Here is a 15289-nt window from a genome sequence, read left to right on the forward strand (position 1 = left end):
GACAAAAAGTGACAGGTGTGAATAATCTATAAAACCAGGTTAAGTTTGATAGCCTGCCATTGATGAATAACCTCCACTTAGAATAAAGGTATAAGTGTTGGCCTTGACCGGCATTCATAAACTACTGTCTGATATGAAGGGGAAGGGGGGCTATTTTTAAAAAGCTCTCACCTGACAATTTTCCCGCCCTGCTGATTTTCTTCAAGCAATATATGAACCAAAGTGTTAAAATATAAGATGCTTTGGTTGCTAAAGGGAATAGCATATGGGGGATACTAATGAATAAAGAAGTAAAGAAAAATATATTAACCTTGCAGGGATTTTACTTATTAGCTTTTTTTGCATTCGGTAGTTTATTTCCATTGTTGAGCGTGTATTTAAGCGAGACAGTCGGTTTGAATGGATACCAAATCGGGACCATCATGTCCGTTGGCCCGATCGTTATGATTTTTTTCCAACCTATCTGGGGAGTTATTAGTGACAAAACAAATGCTCCGACCAGAGTATTGTCGATCACTACTTTTTTAGCCGGTGCATTCGGACTTGGCTATATTTTCTCTGATGATTATATTTTGTTTTTCATTACCGCGACAGCAATTGCCGTTTTCCAGAGCGCGATCATCCCGGTTTCAGACAGCATTTCGTTAAAATATACGAGCAAAGTAAGAGTCAATTATGGAAATGTCCGGCTCTTCGGCTCACTTGGCTTTGGTATTGCGGTATTTATAATGGGAAGATTATCAGAACAAAATCCATCTGTGATCTTTTATGCTTTCTTCCTGGCTTTGACATTGGCGGCTTTACTCGCCTTTAGAATCCCAAAAGAAAAAGCACCGGTCAACAAACAGCTTTTATCAGGAGTAAAAGAAATTCTCACCTTCAAAAAGTTTATCATTTTCCTGGCAATTACGTTTCTCATCTTCGGTCCAAATCTAGCCAATAATACATATTTCGGGCTGTTCGTCGAAGATAGCGGCGGAACGTACACAGGAATTGGAATCGCCTTTTTATTGGCGGTACTGTCCGAGATTCCATTTATGCGACTGGCAGGGAGCTGGATTGATAAATTTGGGCTGCTCCATATTTCCGCACTGGCTGGCTTTGTTTCTTTTTTTCGATGGATGCTTTATTTCTTTGAACCGAATTTAACGCTTGTTTATACGACAGCTGTGATCCAAGGCTTTTCCCTTGGCCTATTCATTCCGGCGGGACTGCAATACATTCGCGAAATCACTCCGGTTCATATTACTGCAACCGCAGTTACCTTATATTCAGCAATAGGCAATGGCTTCGGCAACTGGTTCAGCACTTTCTTTGGCGGAATCATCTATGAACAATGGAATATCTATTATGTCTATTTCTTCTTTGGAATTTTGGCTTTAATGGGTGTGATACTTAATATTTGGTTGATAAAAGAAGAAAAAGATAATGCCACGGTTACGGCAAAAATTTGATATATACTGGTGAAGTCGAAAGAAGATGGCAACTGCATCGCCATCTTCTTTTTACTATTATGAACGAGCTTGTTTTCAAGAAAAAGCGAAAAAACCCTGCCGATAGTTCGACAGGGGTGATGATCAATTGAATTGGAAGAACTCTTCCTTAATCGCAAAATCAAGGCGATTTCTTTCCGTTACGGACGATATGGTGCCGGGAAAGTGTTCCTTTCTTCATTAAGACAAATCCGCCTTCAAATGCAATGCCGTATACGATTTTTGGAGATGCTGTTAAGACTCTCATTGCTAATCCATCCCTTCTGTATAGTATAGACGTTGCTTTATTCTGATACCCTTTCTCCTGAAAAATAAACTTACCGTGAAAATGGGCAGCGAACAAGAGGGGTAAAGCCGACGCGCGCTTTCCCTATTTGTCCAATAACTTCCTGGCAAGGAGCTCCTTAACTTGATTGTAGGACAGGCCGGACTGGCGATTAAGCCTTTTCACTTCCTCAATATCTGTTCCGACAACTGTATACTTTTTGTTCTGCTCTTTTTCAATCATTGATATTCTCCTCAAGTAAGTGCCTTTTAATCGAAAATGCATAATCACAAGGCTTCTGTATAGGCATCACGGGCAAATAACGATTAATAGGCACTTTTCGCTTATAAATTTTCATTTTGCTGGCGAATTTCCTCGCCGCCTATGATGGCATTGGCCACTTCAAGATCCTTATGGCTGTCGACAGAGTCTCCAGGTATATTTTTTAAATTAGGATAAGTATCATCGTTCTGAATGGTTATAACAGGTTGTTTAGGTGCATACGTTAAATACTCTTCAGTTTTTTTCGCCAAGTTTTCACCCCTTTTTAAAAGTTTCTCATCCTTAGCTAACATTATTCATAAGTCTGTCGTCATTTCGCGAATTTCAAAATCAGGTAATTTTTTTTGGTATAAAGATCATACTAATCGAAAGGGGGCTTGCCAATGTATTTTTCAAAGAAGGCAACTGAAGAAATACAAAACATCATTGTTGATACAAGTGTGTATTCCTGCGAATCTGATTCCTGCAATGGCTGGATGAGGAAAGAGTTTTCCAGCGACGACCTGAATTGCCCGATGTGTGGCAGCGGAATGAGAGAGGAAATGAGGCAGCTTCCAGAAATTCGAACGGATTTTAACCCGTTTAAATACAACTGAGTCATTTTAAAACTGCACAGGCCTTGCCTACGAAGTAACATGCCTAATAAGTGAACTTTATTCAATAATAAGCAATCTTGAATTTAATACAAAAAGCCTGCCAAAAAATAGGCAGGCTTTTTTATGCACTCATTCAGGAATAGCTTTTTTCCAATTCATCGACCAATGTGCCGACGTAGGAAACGGCTTTTCGAATGGCGTCAGGCTTAGACATATCGACACCGGCATGCTTTAACAAGTCAAGAGGACTTTTTGTTCCGCCTGCTCTTAATACATCGAGCCAGCGGTCAACGGCAGGCTGACCCTCTGATTGGATTAGCTGAGAAACCGCTGTTGATGCGGTAAGACCTGCAGAATAGGTATAAGGGTACAGTCCCATATAATAATGAGGCTGGCGCATCCACGTCAGGCTTGCAGCTTCATCGATTTCAACTGCGTCACCCCAGAAACTTGAAAGCACATCAGCTTTTTGCTCACAGAGCACTTTGGCAGTGAGCGGAGTACCGTTTTCAGCCAGATTGTAAACTCTGCGCTGAAATTCTCCTTCAAGAAGATGGGTAACAAAATTATGATAGTACGTTCCGAGAAGCTGGAGAGCGACCCAACGTCTCATTCTTGTATCTGTTGTATTCTTTAATAAATGGTCCCCAAGCAACAATTCATTCATCGTTGATGGAGCTTCAACAAAATATGTTGACGGACGAGTGTTCATAATTCTTTGGTTTTTGTTGGCCAAGTAGAAGTGGCCTGCATGCCCAAGTTCATGTGCCAGGACAAAAGCGCCCCGCATCGTATCTGTCCAGGTAATTAAAATGTAAGGGTGGACGCCAAATGGGCTGGCACAGAAAGCTCCTGTTGATTTACCAACGTTATCAGCTAAATCAACCCATCTTTCTGTCAAGCCTTTCTCCATAATCTCGGAGTATTCCGGACCCATTACTTTCAGTGCTTCAAGAATTACTTTGCTCGCCTCTTCATAGGTCGTTTTTGGACTGAACTCCGGATCGAGCGGAGCCTTTAAGTCGCAAAACAACATTTTCTCCAAACCTAACTGCTGTTTCTTTAATTCGGCATAACGGCGCATATGCGGAGCAAGTTCAGCCTGGATAATATCCAGTTGGTTATTATACATATCGAGGCTGACTTTTTGCGGATCCAAGAGCATATGCGTAACCGATTCATAGTTGCGCAACCGTGCGAGCGTCACTTGCTTTTTCACTTCGGTGGCATACGTAGCGGCAAAAGTATTTTTATACTTCTGCAGTGTCTGGACAAATGAGTCATACGCTTTTCTGCGAATAGCTGTATCAGGAGAAAATTCGTAGCGATCTTCAAAAAGGGCAAACGAATTAGGAAGTTCATTTCCTTCATTATCTTCGACAGGTGAAAACTCCATATCAGCTGATTTACTCGTCTGATAAATTCGGTACGGTGCGCCATGAACTTCTCCCAAAGAAGCGAGAACTTCTTCCGTTTCTGCGGAAAGTTTGTGTTTCTTTCCTTCAAGAAGCTCAGAAAGCTGCCTATCAAAAGGCTGGAGCTCTTTGTCCTCTTGTAAGTAGGATTCTACTAAACCGTCAGGGAAGGAGAGGATCTCAGAGTCGATAAAAGACAAAGCGGCATTTACATCGGCAACCAGGGCGGATAACTTGGAGAAATTCGCCTGGTTTTCCGGGCTGCTGCCATCCTCGGATTGGCGCAAGCTTGCATATGTACTGACTCGGACCAATCTGATAGATAAATTTTCCTGGGCCAACAAGCAATCGCGCAAATAATTTGCACCTTGTTGCAGTTTTCCTTTAAATTGTTCGAATGAAGGAAGGGCATTGTTAATTTCATTTAACTCGTTTTCCCACGCCTCATTTGAAACGAAAAGATCTTGCAGATTCCATGTTAATTTCTCTGGTACTTCTGAGCGTGTCAAACGCTTTTCCACGGTTTTTTCCATAGATTATGACCTCCAAAAAGTATTTCGTAACTCTAACTAAATTGATTATACATGAACAAATCCAATTTGAATATATTTATCTCAATTTTTTGAATTCACTTGTTGTATAAATAGCCGGACTAGGCGAAAGCGGTATTTCAGGCATAAAAAAAGGGTGAGATTTCTCCTTTCTCACCCCGCTACAGATATTATTCTTCTTTCTTCGATAGGCAGCGATCGCATTCCATTAGGTAGGATTCTGCTTGTTCGAACACTTTTTCACCACATTCCGGACAAACCTTTTTCGGTAGAGTGCGGAAAAACTCGACTGGACTTTGCAACATGTTAATTCCTCCTTTTTATAATACAGTTTATTTATTGTTACCCTGTTGTAGTACAGTATACACGATTTTTCTTAAAATTGTGAAGTTTTTTTAAAAAAAAGTTAATTTTATCACCAATTAGTGAAAACTTTTTAATTACACTTTCCAAAGGAAGGGAGTTTACATTACAATCATAGTAATAACTATGTTTGTAGGGAGATTGATCGATTGCATGGACGAAATGATTGGGTCATTTAATCCGCTTCTTATTTTTATCGCTATCCTATTGACTATTATGGCCTCATACACAGCTCTTGATTTATTAACTTTGATTAAATCCTCCGAAAGAAACAAGCGATTTTTATTTGTTGGCAGTAGCTTCTCGATGGGCATCGGAATTTGGGTGATGAACTTTTTTGGAATCCTTTCTTCAGAGATCACCGGTACGTCGGCCTATAATATTTTGATCATCGCCTTTTCAATGCTGGCTGCGATTTGTTTAACGGGAGCTGGCTTTCGATCATTAATGATGCCCGTCATAAAACCGCTGCACCTCGTTACCGGAAGCAGTTTCCTGACACTTGCAGTTTTATCTGTTCATATACTTGGCCTATATTCCTTAAACTTAACGGTAGAGTTTAATGTTCTACTGTTAAGCATGTTAACATCGCTCATTTTCGTCTCTTTCTTCTTTTCACTCTGGATCCTTTTCGCCTCGAAAAATTTCTCTGATGAAAACCGGACCTGGCTGAAGCCGATTAGTGCACTGATCATTACAGCGGCAATTGTTGAAGGCTATTTTATGCTGAATCGGGCTTTATTCGTTTCCACGAAAGAAGGAATCGGATTGCAAAGGTCATTTCCTGAAACAAGCATCATGTATTTAATTCTTGTCATCACCGTGATCATTCTGGCAGGATTGATTGGTTCCAGTACACTTATCAGCAAGCGGCTTCTCGTATCAGATGCCAACTTAAAGGATATTAAAGCTGCTCTTGATGAATCGTCGATTATTGCGATTACCGATGCTAAAGGGATCATCACGTATGTAAATGATAAGTTTCTTGAAATCTCAAAATATAGCGAAGATGAGCTGTTAGGGAAGGATCATCGAGTCGTAAATTCTAGTTCTCACTCTAAAGAATTTTTCCGCAGTCTATGGAGAACGATAGGGCAGGGCAAGGTTTGGCAGGGTGAAATCCGCAACAGAGCAAAAGATGGAACTTTTTATTGGGTCGATACGACGATTGTTCCGTTTCTAAATAAAAAAGGCAAACCGTTTCAATATGTTTCAATACGCAGTGATATCACAGGTCGAAAAAGTACGGAAGAGCATTTGAAAAATACGTTGAAAGAAGTCAGCGACATCAAGTTTGCGCTCGACCAGTCTTCGATTGTTGCTTTTACCGATAACAAAGGCATCATTACAAACATAAATGAAAAGTTTTGTGAGATATCAAAGTACAGCCGTGAAGAATTGATTGGACGCGACCATAGTCTGCTTAATTCCGGTTTTCATTCGAAGGAATTCTTCAAGCAGCTCTGGAGCACGATTGGGACAGGTGATGTATGGAAAGGGGAAATTCGCAATAAAGCGAAAGATGGATCCTATTACTGGGTCGATACGACAATCATTCCCTTTTTAAACGAGCGGGGCAAGCCTTATCAATACCTCGCGATCCGCAATGATATTACGGAAAAGAAACAAGCGGAGGAAATCCTCCATCGCCAGGATAAACTCGCTGCAGTAGGGCAGCTTGCGGCAGGGGTTGCCCATGAAATTCGCAATCCATTAACTTCTTTAAAAGGCTATGCTGAATTTCTTCTGCTCGACGAAACGAAAGAGGAACGGAAAGAATTTATCGAAATTATTTTAGACGAAGTAGAACGGATTAATACTATTGTCGAGGATTTTATGGTACTTGCTAAACCAAAAGCGGCCCGGCTTGAAGAAAAAAACATCATTCCGGTCATTCAGGATGTCCTTGCCCTGCTTGATTTTGAAGCGAGAAAAAAGCGCGTAAAACTGCATTTTGATTTTCATGAAGACATTGTCCAAATCGAATGTGATGAAAACCGTCTCAAACAAGTATTTTTAAATTTCATCAAAAATGGGATTGAAGCGATGCCAGATGGCGGTGAGCTTCACGTAGGAACTAAACTGAGGAATAATACCGTTCATATTTCAATTCAGGATACAGGCATCGGCATTCCTGCGGAAAAAGTGAAAAAAATTGGCGAGCCCTTTTTCACTACAAAAGAGAATGGCAACGGTCTTGGATTAATGGTTAGCTTTAAAATCATCGAAAGCCACAAAGGAAAAGTTTATATTGAGAGTGAGCTAAATAAAGGCACGACCTTTAATATTGTCTTGCCTGCTAAAACCGCATGAATTGTTTATTAAAAATTTAATCGAGTAGACGCTGACCATATTGGTGAGCGTCTTTTTTGAGAAAAACATCCAGTCGAGAGAATAAGCTTAATAGAAAATTCACTGTTCAGACTTTATGTAAAACTCCTGTTATGTGGCTGTTAAGTTCGTAACGCAATTATCATCGTGCTGTTCTTTTTCTGAGAAAAATACGTGTTATGATTGATTGCGTTAACTTAAACAAGCCATAGGAGGTTATCAAATGAAAAAACACATTTATTCCATGCTCGCAGCTGTGACCATCTCTGGTGCAATCGGAGTTAATGCTCAAGCTGAAGAAGTGGTTGTCGAAAAAGGAGATACGCTATGGGCACTTGCTCAAAAGTATGAAATAGCGGTTAGTGACATAAAGGAATGGAATGCATTATCAAATGATCTCATTCGTCCCGATGATGTATTAACCGTTTCTCCGGTAAAGAATTACATAGTAAAATCCGGTGATACTCTTTGGGAAATCGCAAAAGATCAAAAAGTGAATGTTGACGATCTTTTAAAGTGGAATAACTTAAGTTCCGATATGATTCACCCGGATGCCAATCTTGTTATTTACTCAAATAAGCAAGCAGCGGTTCCGGCAGCTCAAGTTGTGGCAGCGGCAGCCCCCGCTGAACAACCAGCAAGGGCAGAAGTTGCCGTAAATCCGGCACCGGCTCCAGCACAAACCAAACCAGAACCAACTCCGGCTGAGCCAGAAAGCAACGCAAAGGAATTGACTGTAACAGCTACTGCTTATACAGCGAGCTGTGAAGGATGTTCGGGTGTGACTGCCACCGGGATTGATTTAAATGCCAACCCGGACGCAAAAGTGATCTCTGTTGACCCTAATGTCATTCCGTTAGGATCCAAAGTCTATGTTGAAGGTTATGGTTATGCGGTTGCAGGAGATACAGGAGGAGCCATTAAAGGAAACGTGATCGACATCTTTATCCCTGATAAGCAGGAAGCTGTCAATTGGGGAAGAAAGCAAGTGAAAGTTCAAATATTAGACTAATAGAGTAAATTTCACAATGTAATAAGCTAAACCGAAAAACGAATGAAATTTTATACAATAAACAGAAGTATGGCGCAGGAAAAGAATAATATCTTAATCTTAAATAATTGTTCGTTTTACAATTAAAGAATTGCTTTATGAAATTCATTCAATATCAAAAAACTGCCTTTTGGGCAGTTTTTTTATGCGTCTTGTTCATTGACCAGCAGCACCATCAGTCCATCCTCAATAACAAAAGAACTGCATTGGCCGGAGGGAGTGGAAACGTATCATTGTTTGCCTTTTTTGCCGGTTTTATCACTTTCCAACAGGCGTTTTTTGTTGTGATTTGCTTATGTGCTGATCTGTATCAGGCCCTTTTTTTCGTGAAACCATACCAAAAAGAAAACCGGAGGTCAGCTTAAAATGCTTTTCAAGCTTTTCTTTTAACGACAGGACTTGTTCAAACAAGCTCTCTCTTAAAAATTCAAGTTGTCTCATCACTTTATGTGTTAAAGCATCCTGTTCATCGAGCCGTTCCATAACGGTTCGATGGTAGATTTCCTCTGTATTTAGTTTATTTAATATTTCTTTCTCCATTTCCTGCTGGCTTTCCAGTTGTTTTGCAAGACCTTCAGATAGTTCTTCACTTTTCTCGAGTTTATGGGCAAGTCCTTTTAGCGAATCATCCTGAAAAGAGAGCTGATCGAGAATCGCTTGATTGATCGCTTCATCGCTTTCGATATTTTTTGAGACCTGGTTATTGAATTTTTCCAAAAGCTCGAGCCTTTGTAAAACTTTCTGATTAACAACTTCCTGGTTTTGGAGCAGATCCAACATTTGCAAGGCAAAAAGCTCTTGATCATCAATTCTCGTAAACATTCCTTCGAAATAAAGTTTTTGTTCTGTTGCAGAGCTTTTAAGAGATGAATCAACATGCTGGACAGACTGATTGATCATAGTATTGATCGCCTGCTGTTCTTCAATAAAATCGGCGAGGAGATTCCTTTGAAAAATAGTTTGATTGGATGTTTCGTTTTCCGGTACTTCCTGAATATATAGACGGGGCTCTAACTGTCCATTTAAAAATAGGTTCATCGAAACACTCCTTTCGAAGCCTTAATCATTCACTAAATTAATTTATTTTATGTCACCAGCCCTATAGATGAGACAGCTAAACATTGAATTGGGATAAATGCCTAATGATGGTACAATGCCTGGGCAGATTTAACAGGAATTTGCCGTAGGAAACGAATAATACCATGTTAATTTTAAATAACTGTTCGTTTTTCAATTAAAGAATTGCTTTATGAAATTCATTCAACTAATAAAAATTACAACAAAACAGGACTTTGGAGTCCTTTTTGTTGTTTTCATAAGCGCTTGTATAAGTACTCGACAACGCGGTTAAAATCCTCATATTTTTCCAAAAAGGCTGTCACAGTCTCTCTATGCTGATTTCGCAGATGATCGTTTTCGAGAAAAGCAATAATCTCTTCTTCCATGCTTTTTATCATAAGGCCGCGGGGAAGCTCGAGTACGAGTTTGTTTTCCCTTAAAAATGCTTCATTAATTTCTTCCTGTCCCGGTAAGGCCCGCAGCAGTAGAATGGGGAGTTTCTTCACCAGGCACTCGCTTATCGTCACACCGCCAGGTTTGGTAACCACCAAATCCATTTCGTCGTACAGACGGTTCATTTGTTCCCTTGATTCAATGTACTCAAGCGGGACAACCGACGGGCTGGCGAGTTTCTTCAGTTTCTGAAATAGCGTTTTATTTTTTCCGCAAAGGACAAAATATTTCATCTTTTGTGACGGAATCAGCTTGCCACAAAGGTCGCCAATCGAACCAACGCCTAAATTTCCTCCAGTAATCAGGATATTAAATGTGGCCCGCCGTTTACGGTCCGGCACCTGCCCATTAAATGTAGGATGGACAGGAATCCCGGTCACGATCACCCTCGCCGCATCAATCTGTTTTTCAACAAGAAAACGCTTATGTGTAACACTTGGTACGATATGTAAATCAATATTTTTAATTCCCCATACTGTATTAATGAAAAAGTCTGTGTAGGAATTTACTACAAAACCAGTAAACTCCCCGTTGTTTTTAAGAACATTGAGCAAATAGGAGGGAAGGCAATGCGTACAAATGACAATATCCGGGTTCTCCTCGGAGAGCAATTTTTTCATGCTTTTTAAAAAAAGCTTTTCATAAAACAAAAATGATTGGTCCGGCTTATCATTTAAATACGCATTCCTAATATAGATTTTGCTATAAAAATCTGGCAGCATTTTAATCGCCCAAAGATAAAGAGCCGAAGTCATTTTTTCCAATCTTTTCGACGTGTAATGAAATAAATCGACTGTTTTACACTGCATAAACGGGTCCGCCTTTTTTAAGTAGGCGGCTATTGCATCCGCTACCTGGTGGTGGCCTGATGATATTTGCAAAAATGGCAATAGCAAAACCTTTTTCACGAAAAACATCCTTTTTTTGTTTATTTTCCTACATTACAAAACCGATTATGCGGATGAATCGATATTTTCCACCAGTAACCGACCATTGCCATCAACTCCCACTAGGCCTTTCAACCTATCCCTACTATACTAATGAGTGGGGAGGAGATAAAATGTCAATTTATTTTTTAATGATTATAGTGGTCTTTCTTGTCCTGGTATTTTATAAAGCTAATAGAAACACAAGCAAAGTAGCGGTTAATTCAATTACGGTGGCACGCACAAATCTGCAAATATCAAAAAAACAACTACGTATTCTGCATTTGTCAGATCTGCATCTCGAAAATATTTCAGTAACTCCTGCAGAGCTGTTTCGAATTATATCAGATCAGCCGGTCGACCTGATCGCTTTAACAGGGGACTTCCTTGACCGGAAACGAACCGTTACAAAACTGATCCCCTATCTTGAAGTATTAAAAAGCCTTAAACCCCATTATGGAACTTACGCCGTTTTCGGCAATCACGACTATATACTTAAAGAAAAAGATTTTAACGTATTAAAACAAACACTTGAGCAATATGGGTGTAAAACACTGCAAAATGAGCATTGCACAATCGAACTCAATGGGGAAAAGCTGAATATAATAGGAATTGATGATTTTAGTACAAAGCGCAGTGACATCGCTAAAGCGTATCATGGGTTGCCTGACGGTTATCATCTCGTCATCACTCACGACCCGAATATCGTTCTTGATATGAAAGATTATCATTATGATTATTTACTTTCTGGCCATTTTCACGGTGGGCAAATCCATTGGCCTAAGCCATACCATTTAGTAAAGATGGGCAAGCTTGTCCGAATGAATATGGTAAAGGGCTTGCATTATCATCATGGAAAACCCTTTTACATTAGCGAAGGCTTGGGACAGACCGGTGTCAATATACGAATCGGCAGCCGGCCGGAAATTACCTTCCACGAAATAGGCTAACTTAATGTTGTTAGCAGAACGGTACCAAAATGGTGCCGTTTTTTTATATGAGTCAATCTCAAAATGTAATAAGTTAAACCGATAAAAGAATGAAGTTGTCTAGATATACAGGAGTATGCCGTAGGCAAACGAATACTGTCTCAATTGAAGTAACTGTTCGTTTTTCACTTTATGAAACTCATTGATAATAAATATTTTCTGAAAGTTGAAAATATTATAGTGGTAAAATATTTTATTTCGATTTTCGAATAAAATCCTTGCAACTTATGCGAATAATGGTTAAATTAAAAATTGTCAGTCGACATTTTTTTTGCGTGCTACAATAACAATATGCAGAAGAATCGGGACGTCTGATCAGGTATTTTTGATGAAAAAAGAAACGGAGAGAGAGAAATGAAAAAAATTTTAGCATTATGTATGGTTGCCTTATTATTATCGGTAATCGGGGCATGTTCAAATGACAAAGCTGCCTCAAATGGAGAGGAAGCAAAGCAAGCGGAAAATAAAACAGATGATAACCAAAAAGCAGTAAAATCTGCGCTGCTGACTTATCAAAACGACGTTATGAAAGAAATTCGCACCATGGAAGCTGCCTTTACAGATGAAGAAAAGGACTTAAATGAGGCTCTGGCACAGTTCGGGAATAACGTGTCAGAGATTGCACTCCCAAAAGAATTAAGTGCCCAGAAAACTGAACTTGAAGCAGCAACTGGGAAATTAAAAGAATATTATACGAATAAAATAAACGGAGAATCAGCAAACACAGAACAGACAGATGCACTAAAACAGGAGTACATCGATCAAATCACTAAAGTATTCGAAGATGCAAAAGCTATACCACCTTCTTTTGATGGAGTCTTTCAATAAACGAACCGCAAAAAACCCGGATTTTTCGGGTTTTTTTCATGATTAAATTCTGGTAAGGAATACGCCTGGCGTAGTCGGAAAAGCTAAGTTGGAAAGGAGCTGGCTACTGATGAAAAAAAAGGAGCAGGATACGAAGGCTTCAATGGCACCTGGCTTGGATATGGACGAAGAGCTCGATGCCGAGGCAACCGAACGAGAGATTGAAATGGGAGAGTATACAAATGTTACAACACTCTCCCTTGATGAAGTAGATCCAAGTTAATTGAAGAAAGCAAAAAACTGCCAGCTCGTTCCGGCAGTTTTTTGTAAGTGACAATTCTAATTGATTCATGTATCATTTTGGAAAATACTAAAAAATCTCATTGGAAATTTTGTAATCGACATGGATGTCTGATCAGGTGTCCATGACCATCCTGAACTGGGATATTGGTTTGAAAGGGGGGAAAGGGTTGTTCAATAGATTAAATAAGCGGACGACTGGTATCATTCTGGTATTGGCAGGTACAACCCTGTGGGGTGTTTCGGGAACTGTCGCGCAATTTCTTTTTCAAGAAAAAAATTATCAAGCTGATTGGCTTGTCGTTGTAAGGCTCCTTATCTCCGGAATGATTTTGCTGGCTTTATCAGGGGCAAGACAAGGGAAGAAGAAATTATTTAGTGTGTGGAGCGACAAGAATGGCTGGTTAAGCATCGTTCTGTTTGGTCTTGTTGGAATGCTCGGAGTCCAGTATACATATTTTGCGGCAATTGAAGCAAGCAATGCTGCCACAGCTACACTTCTCCAATATTTAGGCCCAGTTTTTATCACTTTGTATCTAGCTTTACGGACAAAATCATGGCCCGGCATAAGGCAAATAATTGCTGTCATACTGGCGTTAGCGGGTACATATCTGTTAGTGACTGCGGGAACACCGTCATCTCTGGCGATATCGGGCACGGCATTATTCTGGGGATTAGCTTCCGCCTTAGCACTTGCTTTTTATACCGTTCAGCCGCTTAAATTATTGAAGGAACATGGAACTATTTCCGTCATCGGCTGGGGCATGGTAATTGGCGGTATCGGGATGAGCTTTGTCGCTCCTCCATGGGAAGTTCATGGCGAAGCGTCAATCTCGGCTGTACTGGCGATTCTGTTTGTAATACTTTTCGGAACCTTAATCGCATTTTTTTGCTATTTAGAAAGCCTAAAGTATCTGCAGCCATCAGAAACGAGCTTGCTTGCCTGCGCAGAACCCTTATCTGCTGCGCTGCTGGCTGTAATCTGGCTTAACACCCCTTTTGGTTTGGCGGAATGGGGAGGCGCGGTTTGCATTATCATTACCGTTATTCTATTATCAAGCGCTAAAGAACAAAATCGTCAAGTCCCCGAGGCGAACACTGGGGATGGACAACCGACTAAGGTCTCAATTTGACCAGCTTGGTACATAAGGGTTATTAGAACAAACAGAAAAATAGTTCCGCATTCCTTTTAATGGAATGCTTTTTTTACGAAAAAACAGCGAAATATAGGGTATGAATGATCTTTTTCAAAAAGGGTAAAGATTGGTACTAAACACTTAAAGAAGGAGATGGACATCGATGCATAAATTCTTTGTGTTGGTAGGCATCGTTTTTTTACTCACTGGATGCGGTGGAGAAGCAGGTGAAAAGCCGGAACCAAGCAGACCAGTTGAACCGGAACAAGGCGAAAATCCTACTGCAACAAATACAAAAGGTGAAGCCGAACCGCTAACGTTAAATGAATTGGAAAGTCGAATTACGGTCAATATGAATTACGATACTTATGCGGCAGAAATACAATCCTGGGCAGAACAAGGACAGGCTTCTATTAAGGAAACGGTACAATTGCCGGAAGACAAGGAGGGGTCCACGGCCGATATCATTCAAGTAGCCGATGGATTTATGGGCGTGGCAAACAATGGGCAAAAAATAACCGATGTAAAAATATTCATGTCAGTAGACGAGGCAATTGACTACTTTGAAGGGCAGTGATAGGTCGCCTCCCAACCAGGGAGGTTTTTCTTTTATTTTAAGAGTGAATTTCATAAAAGCATTCTTTAACTGAAAAACGAACGGTTATTTATAGTTAAGACAGTATTATTCGTTTCCTACGGCATACTCCTGTTAATTTAGACAACTTCATGTTTAGCTTGTTACATTGTGAAATTTACTCTTTAAAACAGCGATATTTTTTCCCGGAAATAGGCGGCCCGTCTAGCACATTTTGATCTTTTACATATTATAAAAGGAAAAAGGGAGGGATATCAATGTCAAAGAAGAATCGGAAACGGACAGTCATTGATGCTGATGAAGTAATCATTCGGACTGATCGAGTCATTATTGATGACGGCGAGCGCCATTGGCGTCTTGATGATGAGTGGGAAGACCGTAGTGAAAGCCGGGATGACCATGAGGAACACCATATTGACAACCGAAACAAAAATAAAAAGAACAACTCCGAAGATAAGAATGATAACGAAAAGAAACAGCGCAGGGGTTTTTCCTGGATTTAATAAACTGAGATGCAGGCTGGATTTGCCTGTGTCTCGTTTTTTATTTTTTGATGATTTCTGCCTGACATTAATTGAACCCGCTATCACTGCATGCACGATGGAATAACGTCATAATGTAGAGTAGAAAACAGGAATTAGATATTGTCTTCTTGTCCTCGGGTTTCAGGGTGTTCC

At 40.1% G+C, this 15289-nt stretch carries 17 protein-coding genes; 10 read left to right on the top strand and 7 right to left on the bottom strand.

Annotated features, from left to right (window positions below; translation table 11 throughout):
• Positions 1 to 278 precede the first annotated feature (278 nt).
• Positions 279 to 1454, top strand: a complete 1176-nt coding sequence (locus tag CU635_RS17350) for an MFS transporter (RefSeq protein ID WP_101578644.1) — start codon at positions 279 to 281, stop codon at positions 1452 to 1454.
• A gap of 160 nt (positions 1455 to 1614) precedes the next feature.
• Here the strand turns inward: CU635_RS17350 and CU635_RS24130 are convergent, their stop codons facing one another.
• From CU635_RS24130 to CU635_RS17355, 3 genes are all read right to left on the bottom strand, one after another.
• Complete coding sequence (locus CU635_RS24130; protein WP_257985647.1) at positions 1615 to 1740, bottom strand: hypothetical protein; 126 nt, start codon at positions 1738 to 1740, stop codon at positions 1615 to 1617.
• 123 nt (positions 1741 to 1863) lie between these two features.
• Positions 1864 to 2001 carry a hypothetical protein gene (locus CU635_RS23445; protein ID WP_180955707.1) on the bottom strand — a complete coding sequence of 46 codons (138 nt, stop codon included), beginning with the start codon at positions 1999 to 2001 and terminating at the stop codon, positions 1864 to 1866.
• Between the two features lie 101 nt (positions 2002 to 2102).
• Positions 2103 to 2291: a hypothetical protein gene (locus CU635_RS17355; protein ID WP_180955708.1), complete on the bottom strand. Its 189-nt coding sequence runs from the start codon at positions 2289 to 2291 to the stop codon at positions 2103 to 2105.
• Positions 2292 to 2423: 132 nt separating this feature from the next.
• On the opposite strand from CU635_RS17355, the gene CU635_RS17360 reads away from it, so the two are divergent.
• Positions 2424 to 2636, top strand: a complete 213-nt coding sequence (locus CU635_RS17360) for a cold-inducible protein YdjO-related protein (protein WP_101578646.1) — start codon at positions 2424 to 2426, stop codon at positions 2634 to 2636.
• 133 nt (positions 2637 to 2769) lie between these two features.
• On the opposite strand, the gene pepF is transcribed toward CU635_RS17360, so the two are convergent.
• Both pepF and yhfH read right to left on the bottom strand, forming a co-directional pair.
• Entirely contained in the window at positions 2770 to 4584 is a 1815-nt protein-coding gene (pepF, locus tag CU635_RS17365) for an oligoendopeptidase F (protein WP_101578647.1), read from the bottom strand.
• 188 nt (positions 4585 to 4772) lie between these two features.
• Positions 4773 to 4907 (bottom strand): protein YhfH, encoded by a 135-nt coding sequence (yhfH, locus tag CU635_RS17370; RefSeq protein WP_101578648.1) that lies wholly within the window; start codon positions 4905 to 4907, stop codon positions 4773 to 4775.
• Positions 4908 to 5118: 211 nt separating this feature from the next.
• Here yhfH and CU635_RS17375 point away from each other — a divergent pair, with 211 nt between their 5' ends.
• Both CU635_RS17375 and CU635_RS17380 read left to right on the top strand, forming a co-directional pair.
• The gene (locus CU635_RS17375; RefSeq protein WP_101578649.1) at positions 5119 to 7278 is read left to right on the top strand and encodes a PAS domain S-box protein; all 2160 of its coding nucleotides are present in this window, start codon (positions 5119 to 5121) and stop codon (positions 7276 to 7278) included.
• A 241-nt stretch (positions 7279 to 7519) separates the two neighbouring features.
• A complete protein-coding gene (locus CU635_RS17380) occupies positions 7520 to 8308 on the top strand; it encodes a 3D domain-containing protein (protein ID WP_101578650.1) in 789 nt (262 codons plus the stop codon).
• A 297-nt stretch (positions 8309 to 8605) separates the two neighbouring features.
• Here CU635_RS17380 and CU635_RS17385 read toward each other — a convergent pair whose 3' ends face one another.
• Positions 8606 to 9385 (bottom strand): hypothetical protein, encoded by a 780-nt coding sequence (locus CU635_RS17385; protein ID WP_101578651.1) that lies wholly within the window; start codon positions 9383 to 9385, stop codon positions 8606 to 8608.
• A 275-nt stretch (positions 9386 to 9660) separates the two neighbouring features.
• Positions 9661 to 10767, bottom strand: coding sequence for an MGDG synthase family glycosyltransferase (locus CU635_RS17390; RefSeq protein ID WP_180955709.1), 1107 nt, complete (start codon positions 10765 to 10767; stop codon positions 9661 to 9663).
• A 152-nt stretch (positions 10768 to 10919) separates the two neighbouring features.
• On the opposite strand from CU635_RS17390, the gene CU635_RS17395 reads away from it, so the two are divergent.
• The 6 genes from CU635_RS17395 to CU635_RS17415 all read left to right on the top strand — a co-directional run bounded on the left by CU635_RS17395 (position 10920) and on the right by CU635_RS17415 (position 15115).
• Positions 10920 to 11735, top strand: a complete 816-nt coding sequence (locus CU635_RS17395; protein ID WP_101578653.1) for a metallophosphoesterase — start codon at positions 10920 to 10922, stop codon at positions 11733 to 11735.
• Between the two features lie 393 nt (positions 11736 to 12128).
• On the top strand, positions 12129 to 12602 hold the full coding sequence (locus CU635_RS17400) for a hypothetical protein (protein WP_101578654.1): 474 nt from the start codon (positions 12129 to 12131) through the stop codon (positions 12600 to 12602).
• 109 nt (positions 12603 to 12711) lie between these two features.
• Positions 12712 to 12864, top strand: a complete 153-nt coding sequence (locus tag CU635_RS23450; protein ID WP_180956505.1) for a hypothetical protein — start codon at positions 12712 to 12714, stop codon at positions 12862 to 12864.
• A gap of 187 nt (positions 12865 to 13051) precedes the next feature.
• Positions 13052 to 14014 (top strand): DMT family transporter, encoded by a 963-nt coding sequence (locus tag CU635_RS17405; protein ID WP_245917509.1) that lies wholly within the window; start codon positions 13052 to 13054, stop codon positions 14012 to 14014.
• A 166-nt stretch (positions 14015 to 14180) separates the two neighbouring features.
• Complete coding sequence (locus tag CU635_RS17410; RefSeq protein WP_101578656.1) at positions 14181 to 14594, top strand: hypothetical protein; 414 nt, start codon at positions 14181 to 14183, stop codon at positions 14592 to 14594.
• A gap of 275 nt (positions 14595 to 14869) precedes the next feature.
• A complete protein-coding gene (locus CU635_RS17415) occupies positions 14870 to 15115 on the top strand; it encodes a hypothetical protein (RefSeq protein ID WP_101578657.1) in 246 nt (81 codons plus the stop codon).
• Positions 15116 to 15289: the final 174 nt, after the last annotated feature.

This window comes from Bacillus canaveralius (genome assembly GCF_002860125.1).
Lineage (GTDB): Bacteria > Bacillota > Bacilli > Bacillales > Cytobacillaceae > Bacillus_BJ > Bacillus_BJ canaveralius.